Raw genomic sequence first — 7,971 nt, 5'->3', positions numbered from 1 at the left:
GAGGCCGCGGAGAAGAGCGGCTCGCTGGTGAGCGCGCGCCTGGCGCTGGAGCAGAACCGGGAGGTGTTCGCGATACCTGGGTCGATTCACAATCCCCAGTCCGAGGGCTGCCTGCGTCTGATCCGGCAGGGCGAGGCCGCGCTGGTGCGTCATGTGGAGGACATCGTGGGCGATCTCTCGCCCTGGCAGGTGCCGATATCCACCCCCGAGTCCGCCATCACGCCTCCATCCGACCCGCCGGGCCGGCCGCCGCGCCGACGGTCGGCTGCGCCCGGGCCGATGGGGGGCGAGGTCGCCAGCCCGGCGCCGTCGACTGAGGCGGCGGCGATCGAGAGACCGGCGTCGCCGCTACTGGCGGCCCTCAGCGACGCACCGACGCCGGTGGATCTGCTGGTCGAGCTGACCGGGCTTTCCGTCGCCGACATCCAGTTGGGCCTGCTCGAACTCGAGCTCGATGGCTGGGTCGTCCAGACCCCGGGCGGCTGGGTCAGGAGAGGGCGTTGACGCCCTCCCTGCTCGCCCCGGGCCAGGTTTCAGGGTGTCGGCCCGCCCCATACCTCGAGGTGATTGCGGCGAGCGCGTGACTTCTGCTCGTCGCTCAGGCTCCAGTCCCCGCCGTAGATCGCTTCCTCCCACGCGCCGTAGGCGGGATTGGGCAGCACGATGTAGCGGCTGCCGAAAGCGTCAGCCTGGGCATTGACGGCGGCGCGTCGCGCCGCGGCGCTCTCGCGGTCGAATCCCTGGGAGAAATCCCCCAGATTGTCGCCCATCAGCAGCACGACCCAATGCGACTGCGCGACGCGCAGGCGCCTGGCCGTCTTGTCGCTCGAGTCGGTACGCGGCAGGAAGTGCTCGCCGTCGGCATCGGGGAAGCCGACCTGGCGTAGGTTGCGCAGCGTCGCCTCCGTTTCATTGTCGCGGCGGTGGGTGACGTAGAAGATCTCCACGCCCCGCGATGCGGCGTAGTCGAGAAAGGACTTCGCCCCCGGCATCGGTACCGCGCTGGCCTTCTCCACCCACTGGTGCCAGCTGTCGCTGGCGTAGTTCTCGTCGTTGGCGATCAGCCACGCCTCGTAGGGGCTGTTGTCGAGTACCGTCTCGTCGACATCGACGATGATCGCCGGCGGGCGCTGGGTCTGACTGCCAGGCGCGGCGAGCGCGCGGTCCAGGTTCATGCGGGCCAGATTGAAGGCTTGGTGGCTGAGCGCGGCGTACTCGCCGGAGGACTGCATCCAGACCGTTGCCATCACCAGTTCGTCGGCGAGGGAGGCTCGCGGGGCGGGCGGTTGCGCCGGCTGCTGGGCGCAGGCGGCGAGACCGCCGGTCAGCGCCAGCGAGAGGAGTATCGGGGGCAGCGATGAGCGGGGCATTGGCGGTTCCTTGATTGTCCTGTTCGGTCGATGAACATCCGCTCCTTCAATATGGCCGCCGCCAGGCGCCTTCGCCACCTCGAGCGCGTCTGGGGTGCGACGTTGGAGCACGGCCTGGCCGCTTGCCGGCGTGTTAGAATTCGGCCCATGGGCAGCGGCGCGACTGCCGTGGAAATGGCAGCCGGACTGTGGCGGAAGCAAGGCCCGGATGCCGGTGGAAGAGAGACCCAGGTTTTCCCAGATAGAGAGACCCAGATGCGTCAAGATTTCTCGGTGGCCGTCTCCTCCCTGCGGCAGGGAGGGATCATCGCCTATCCGACCGAAGGGGTGTGGGGGCTCGGTTGCGACCCGGACGACGAACGGGCGCTGGCGTCGCTGATCGCGCTCAAGGGGCGCGCCAGCGAAAAGGGCCTGATCCTGATCGCCGGCGATATCCGGCAGCTCTCGGAGTGGCTCGAGGGCATCGACGAACGAGCCCGCCGACGTCTCCTCGAGACCTGGCCGGGGCCTCACACCTGGCTGATACCCGACAATGGCCGGGCCAGACCGCTGCTGAGAGGGGGGCATCCCACGCTGGCGGTTCGTGTCAGCGACCATCCGCTGGTGCAGGGGCTGTGCGCCGCCTGGGGGGGACCCGTGGTGTCGACCTCGGCCAATCGCGCGGGCGAAGCGCCGGCGATGAGCGCCGACGAAGTGCGCCGGACATTCGGCGATGCGCTGGGTGCGATCGTCGATGGGCCGCTCGGTGGACGCGACCGGCCAAGTACCATCCGCGACCTGATGACCGGCCGGCTGCTGCGCGCCTGAAGGTGCCGGGACGTGCGCAGCCGCAGTGCCGATTCCCGCCCTGAACTCATATTCTCCGGACCCGAAGGAACGACGACCGTGGCACATCCCCATCTCGAAAGCGTCAAGGACTATCTGCTCACGCTGCAGGATTCACTCTGCGACTCGCTGACGTCGCTCGACGGCGGCGGGCGGTTTCGCGAGGAGACCTGGGAGCGCCCCGAAGGGGGAGGCGGTCGCTCGCGGGTGATCGAGGAGGGGGCGCTGTTCGAGAAAGGCGGCGTCAATTTTTCCCACGTCCACGGCGAGAAACTGCCACCCTCGGCAACCGCCGCGCGCCCCGAGCTGGCGGGGCGCAGCTTTCACGCGGTGGGTGTCTCGTGGGTGCTGCCCCCGCGGAATCCGCACGTGCCGACCGTGCATGGCAACGTGCGGTTCTTCATTGCCGACAAGGCGGGCGAAGAACCGGTATGGTGGTTCGGCGGCGGTTACGACCTGACGCCTTACTACCCCAGTCTCGAAGACACGAAACACTGGCACCGGGTTGCCGCCAGGGCCTGCGAACCGTTCGGCGAAGCGGTGTATCCCCGCTTCAAGGCGTGGTGCGACGAGTACTTCACGCTCAAGCATCGCGACGAGACCCGGGGGGTCGGCGGCCTGTTCTTCGATGACCTCAACGAGTGGCCGTTCGAGACCTGCTTCGCCTTCCAGCGCTCGGTGGGAGACAGCTTCCTGGAAGCGTTCGTGCCCATCGCCGAACGCCGTCGCGAGACACCCTTCGGGGAGCGGGAGCGGGAGTTCCAGTCCTATCGTCGGGGCCGTTACGTCGAGTTCAATCTGGTATGGGACCGGGGCACCCTGTTCGGTTTGCAGAGCGGCGGGCGGACCGAATCGATCCTGATGTCGATGCCGCCGCTGGCGCGTTGGCAGTACCAGTGGGCGCCGCAGCCGGGCTCCGAGGAAGCGCGCCTGCTCGCCTATCTCCAGCCCCGCGACTGGCTGAATACCACCGAGGAGCCGTTACCCAAATGACCGACCGCTATGCCGTTTTCGGCAATCCCATTGGCCACTCGAAATCGCCACGCATTCACACCGCCTTCGCCGAGCAGACGGGCCAGAACCTGCGTTACGACGCCATCGAGGCACCCGTGACCGGATTCGCGAGCGCCTGGCGGGCGTTCGTCGATGCCGGCGGTCGAGGCGGCAACGTGACCGTGCCGTTCAAGCAGGAGGCGTTCGCGCTGGCCGACGTGCTGTCGCCGCGGGCGCAGCTCGCCGGCGCCGTGAACACGCTGCTGGTAGGCGAGGATGGCAGACTGTTCGGCGATACCACCGACGGTGTCGGCCTGGTCCGCGACCTGCACGCCCACGCTGCGCCGCTCGCCGGTGCTCGCGTCCTGCTGCTCGGCGCCGGAGGTGCCTCGCGCGGGGTGATCGAGCCGCTGCTGGAGGCCGGGATCGCGACGTTGACGGTGGCCAACCGCACCGTGTCGAAGGCCGAGACGCTGGCGGCGCTGTTCGCCGACAGGGGCGATGTCACCGGCTGCGGTTTCGATCGCATCGAGGGACCGTTCGACCTGGGGGGCAATGCAACCAGCGCCAGTCTTGCCGGCGACCTGCCGCCGTTGCCGGATCGCCTTTTCGCGGCGGACGGCCTGGCCTACGACATGATGTACGCCGCCGAGCCGACCGTCTTCCTGCGTTGGTCCGCCGAGCGGGGCGCGCGGTCGGTCGACGGGCTCGGCATGCTGATCGAGCAGGCTGCCGAATCCTTCTGGCTGTGGCGCCAGGTGCGGCCGGATACCGCACCGCTGCGGGAGCTGCTGAGACGGGAGCTGTAAGCGCTCGTAGGCGGAGAGGCCGGGCAAAGCCTGTACGTCGAACTTGCCACCCCCTGACGTCTTCATGACGGTGCTGACAGTTGGAGCGCTGAGACGGGTCTGGCGACAGGGATGTCGCCAGAGGCGCGTCGGCACAGGGATGTGCTTACGCGCCGACCCGGGAGCAGCGCTCCAGCGGTCAGGGTTTCGCCGTCATGCGACGTCAAGAAAGGGGAGCGCGAGGGGATCCCCCTCGCATTCACGAGCAACAGGGCGGTTGACGCGACATCAGTGGTAACTCGAACACCTTCGAATTATGTTGCCCGGATCCCAATCAAACCTTGCAGTTGGGCCGCTTGCCGTTGGCCCTGGCTTGCTCGTAGCGTGGCTGGGCCTCGCTGAGGCGATTGTCCAGGCCCTCCATCCGCTGCGAGTTGCTGGGGTGGGTGGACATCCAGGCCGGCGGCTGGCCCTGGCTGTTGGCCGCCATGTTCTGCCACAGCTGGATGCTGGCGCTGGGGTCGAATCCGGCATCCGCCATCAGGTCCAGCCCCACCAGGTCGGCTTCCGATTCCTGCTTGCGCGAGAATGGCAGGATGACGCCGTACTGCGCCCCCGCACCCAGCAGCCCCATCACCTGTTCGCCACCCGCGCCTTGTAGCCCCGCCACCGTCTGCAGCACGGAGAGTCCGCTCTGCGTCGCTGCCTGGGTGGAAACCCGCTCGTTGGCGTGGTGCGCCAGCACGTGACCGACCTCGTGGCCGATGACCGCGGCCAACTGATCCTGGTTGGTGGCGACGTCGAGCAGTCCGGTGTTGACACCGATATAGCCGCCCGGCAGCGCGAAGGCGTTGGCGGTGTCGTCCTTGAACAGCTTGACCTCCCACTCGGAGATCCCGGCGCTGGCGGGGACCTCGGCGGTGATCGCCTTCGCCACGCACTGCACGTAGTTGGCCTGGGCGCCGCTGACCGTGGGCAGTTCCTGTTGGTACTGGGCAAAGCTCTGCTGGCCCATCTGCGCCAGCTCGTCGTCGGAATAGAAGGCCAACTGGTTGCGGCCCGTCGGCGAGGTGCTGCAGGCGCTCAGCAGGGCTGCGAGGCCGAGGGCGCCGATCAGCCGGGGGGAGGGTCTTCCTGACATGATGGTCTCCGAAACTCTCTGGTCATGCGTTGTTGGGGATGTCGATTGGCCCAAGATACCCGGCCTGGCAGGCCGGTCAAGCCGACGGGGCGCGCTGGTTGCCGTCGGCCGGCTCACCGATGTCCAGCGCCAGTGTCGGCGGCGTGACGATACCGTCGAGGGCGGCCGGTAGCGTGGGTGTCAAGGTGAGACGACTTCCCGCCGGCAGTTCGCCGTCGCGGCTCAATCGTCGGGCGAGCGACAGCAGGGATGAAACCCGCTCGGCCTTGGAGGAGAGGGCGTCGATCCCGCTCGGCTCCAGCGCGACGGGCAGGGTCACGGTGGTCGTCGCGCCGCCTTGCAGTGCAATGGGGTCGGTGACTTCGCCGGCGGTGGGTTCCGCGCCCGGCACCTGGAGCTGCCAGTTGAAGCCCTGAAGCGTGACCGACGGCGTTCCCGCCGGCAGCGCCATCGCCAGCGGCAGATCGACGTTCACCGGCAGACCGGCCAACGCCAGCCCCGAGCTCAGCAGCGAGAGCTCGTCGATCCCTTCCAGGCCGGGCGAGAAGTGATAGTTGCCGATGCGGACGTTCTCCACGCCCATCGACGACAGCGCGATTCGCCCCAGCATGAAACCGACCTGAGGAAGCGCCAGGCAGCCACCGAGGGAGGCCGCCAGCAGCGGTACGGCGAGCAAACGTAAGCGGAACGCCATCGTCACTCCTTGGAATGCGGTGTGGGAGAAACGGGGAGGAGTGGCGGTGTCGCGACCTCACCCCATGGCCGATGACTCGGGCCGACCGAACGGGATGCGACTGGACCCGCGGATTCAGCCGGCACAAGATACTCTGTTTCCGGCAACCTGCAATCCTCCGGGGAGATCGATTTTCGTCGCTGTTTCCCCCCGGTCGTGAAGCCTCTTGCCGGAATCGTCTGGCCCAGTTCGTTTCAAGGAGAATCGAGGATGGATGGTGATTTGGCGCTACGTTTGAGCCGCTTGCTGGATCGTGTCGAGGGGTGGCTGCCCGAGCAGCCGCCAGCGGTCGACTGGGGGCGTGATGTCGCGGCCTTGTGGCAGTCCCACCCGCTTGGCGGGCAGCTGGTCGCGGTATCCCCCCGGGATGGCGTCCGGCTGGACGATCTGATCGGGGTCGAGCGCCAGAAGCGCGCCCTGCTGGACAACACCCGCGCGTTCCTGAAGGGCTACCCCGCCAACCACGCCTTGCTGTGGGGCGCCCGCGGCAGCGGCAAATCGTCGATGGTGCGGGCCCTGCTCAACACGCTGGCCAACGAGGGGCTGCGGTTGATCCAGGTCGACCGTCACGACCTGGTCGCGCTGCCGATCCTGGTGCAGCGTCTGCGCGACCGCTCGGAGCGATTCGTCGTCTACTGCGACGATCTGTCGTTCGAGGGCAGCGACGATGCCTACAAGGCGTTGAAGAGCGTTCTCGACGGCACCCTGACCGGGCCACCTGACAATGTACTGCTCTACGCCACGTCGAATCGTCGTCATCTGTTGCCGGAGTCCATGGCCGACAATCAACAGACTCACCTGGTCGATGGCGAGCTGCACCATGGCGACGCCGTGGAGGAAAAGATCTCGCTGTCGGATCGGTTCGGCCTGTGGCTGGCGTTTCATCCGTTCGACCAGCAATCCTACCTCGAGACCTGTCACCATTGGGTCGCGCACCTGGGAGGAGAGGATGCCTGGAGCGAGGCGGCCCGCGCCGAGGCGGTACGCTACGCGACACTGCGAGGCGTCCGCAGCGGTCGTGCCGCATGGCAATTCGCCTGTCAGTGGATCGGTTCGCAATCCATTCAACGGTCGACGGAGTAGCCGAATGAGTTACCCTCATGAAAAAGCATGAGTCGTGACGTGCTTGCGAACCGTTCATGAGGTGACACCCGGGTGAAGGTCTCTCGCTTACCGATATGGCTGATTGTGCTGGGCAGCGTCCTGCTGACGCTGTTCTTCGGCTGGATGCTGCTGCAGGCGTTGTTCAACGATCGCGAGGACTTTTCCCGGGACCTGGATTTTCAGTCCCGGGAGCAGGGGATCACCATCAACGCCTCCCGCGCGGGGCTCGAGCGCCGCGTCCAGCTGCTGGCAACCACGCTGGTCGCCAACCCGGTGGTTCGGGGGCTCATGGCGCAGGCCTCGGACCCGGTCTCGCCGGAGCGGCTGCAAGCGATCCGGACCCGGCTGCGCGAGAACCTCGCCCCCTACTGGAGGGCGCTGGAAGCGGGCAGCGCCCTGGAACTCAATCTCTTCCTGCCCGGTGACAGCGATGCGAATCCCTTCCTGAGCCTGCAGTCGAATGGCGCGCCCCGGACATCCGGGGGTAGCGACTATCTGCTGCGACGGAGCCTGGAGACCCGGGGTGCGGTCTACGGCATCGAGTTCGACGGTTCGCGAGCCACCACGGCCGGGATCGCGCCGATCTTCGGCCCGGAGGATGAGAAGAGCGATACCCTGGTCGGACTGCTGGAGGTGGAGTTGGCCGTCGTGCCCGATGTCGACAGGCTCTCCGACCAGTTGGAGAGCGGTGTCGCGATTCTCTCCCGTCAGGATGGCGTCGGCGAAGGTTCGGGCTCGTGGCGCGTGACCGACAGCTCCCAGAAGCTGATCGATGACTGGGTGTCACGACGCCAGGTGCCGGTCGTTCACGACCGGACGAACTGGTCCGTGGTCCAGGGAAACGACGGTCGTGGCTACCTGTTGACGCTGATCCCGCTGAGCCGGGCTGGCGACGACCGCTCGCGGGCGGTGGCGGCGGTCGTGGTCTGGAAGGACATCACGGCCCAGCTCGAGCGTCGCGATGCGCTGATCGTCAGCACCTGGCTGCGCTGGGGGGTGGCATGGCTGATCGCCGAG

Annotated in this window: 9 protein-coding genes; 6 read left to right on the top strand and 3 right to left on the bottom strand. The window is 67.4% G+C overall.

All coding sequences use genetic code 11. The features are described 5' to 3' along the window. Nucleotides 1-504 (top strand): DNA-processing protein DprA (locus tag AC3AYF_RS15430; protein WP_487779952.1); only part of this gene is annotated, 504 nt, incomplete at its 5' end. A gap of 29 nt (nucleotides 505-533) precedes the next feature. On the opposite strand, the gene AC3AYF_RS15425 is transcribed toward AC3AYF_RS15430, so the two are convergent. Beyond that, nucleotides 534-1,370, bottom strand: coding sequence for a 5'-nucleotidase, lipoprotein e(P4) family (locus tag AC3AYF_RS15425; protein WP_487779951.1), 837 nt, complete (start codon nucleotides 1,368-1,370; stop codon nucleotides 534-536). Nucleotides 1,371-1,625: 255 nt separating this feature from the next. Between AC3AYF_RS15425 and tsaC the strand changes: the two genes are divergently transcribed. The 3 genes from tsaC to aroE all read left to right on the top strand — a co-directional run bounded on the left by tsaC (nucleotide 1,626) and on the right by aroE (nucleotide 3,997). Then, nucleotides 1,626-2,177, top strand: coding sequence for an L-threonylcarbamoyladenylate synthase type 1 TsaC (tsaC, locus tag AC3AYF_RS15420; protein WP_295040497.1), 552 nt, complete (start codon nucleotides 1,626-1,628; stop codon nucleotides 2,175-2,177). Nucleotides 2,178-2,255: 78 nt separating this feature from the next. Next, nucleotides 2,256-3,188 carry an oxygen-dependent coproporphyrinogen oxidase gene (gene hemF, locus AC3AYF_RS15415; protein ID WP_487779950.1) on the top strand — a complete coding sequence of 311 codons (933 nt, stop codon included), beginning with the start codon at nucleotides 2,256-2,258 and terminating at the stop codon, nucleotides 3,186-3,188. After that, nucleotides 3,185-3,997, top strand: coding sequence for a shikimate dehydrogenase (gene aroE / locus AC3AYF_RS15410; RefSeq protein WP_487779949.1), 813 nt, complete (start codon nucleotides 3,185-3,187; stop codon nucleotides 3,995-3,997). Before hemF ends, aroE begins: the two co-directional genes overlap by 4 nt. A 313-nt stretch (nucleotides 3,998-4,310) precedes the next feature. On the opposite strand, the gene AC3AYF_RS15405 is transcribed toward aroE, so the two are convergent. Beyond that, nucleotides 4,311-5,117 (bottom strand): M48 family metallopeptidase, encoded by an 807-nt coding sequence (locus tag AC3AYF_RS15405; protein WP_295040491.1) that lies wholly within the window; start codon nucleotides 5,115-5,117, stop codon nucleotides 4,311-4,313. A 76-nt stretch (nucleotides 5,118-5,193) separates the two neighbouring features. Beyond that, on the bottom strand, nucleotides 5,194-5,811 hold the full coding sequence (locus tag AC3AYF_RS15400) for a hypothetical protein (protein WP_295040489.1): 618 nt from the start codon (nucleotides 5,809-5,811) through the stop codon (nucleotides 5,194-5,196). A 249-nt stretch (nucleotides 5,812-6,060) separates the two neighbouring features. Here AC3AYF_RS15400 and AC3AYF_RS15395 point away from each other — a divergent pair, with 249 nt between their 5' ends. Then, complete coding sequence (locus AC3AYF_RS15395; RefSeq protein ID WP_295040487.1) at nucleotides 6,061-6,933, top strand: ATP-binding protein; 873 nt, start codon at nucleotides 6,061-6,063, stop codon at nucleotides 6,931-6,933. Nucleotides 6,934-7,005: 72 nt separating this feature from the next. Continuing rightward, nucleotides 7,006-7,971, top strand: a 966-nt coding sequence (locus AC3AYF_RS15390; protein ID WP_487779948.1) for a hypothetical protein, incomplete at its 3' end; no start/stop codon positions are given.

The sequence above is a fragment of the Salinicola sp. genome (genome assembly GCF_982684285.1).
Note: the sequence above shows the minus strand (reverse complement) of the source record. Positions and strands in the feature narration are given on the sequence as shown.

Bases quoted from the DNA above. Each gene is read 5' to 3' on its own strand.
- AC3AYF_RS15425 (WP_487779951.1), bottom strand. From the start codon at position 1,370: ATGCCCCGCTCATCGCTGCCCCCGATACTCCTCTCGCTGGCGCTGACC.
- tsaC (WP_295040497.1), top strand. From the start codon at position 1,626: ATGCGTCAAGATTTCTCGGTGGCCGTCTCCTCCCTGCGGCAGGGAGGG.
- aroE (WP_487779949.1), top strand. From the start codon at position 3,185: ATGACCGACCGCTATGCCGTTTTCGGCAATCCCATTGGCCACTCGAAA.
- AC3AYF_RS15405 (WP_295040491.1), bottom strand. From the start codon at position 5,117: ATGTCAGGAAGACCCTCCCCCCGGCTGATCGGCGCCCTCGGCCTCGCA.
- AC3AYF_RS15400 (WP_295040489.1), bottom strand. From the start codon at position 5,811: ATGGCGTTCCGCTTACGTTTGCTCGCCGTACCGCTGCTGGCGGCCTCC.
- AC3AYF_RS15395 (WP_295040487.1), top strand. From the start codon at position 6,061: ATGGATGGTGATTTGGCGCTACGTTTGAGCCGCTTGCTGGATCGTGTC.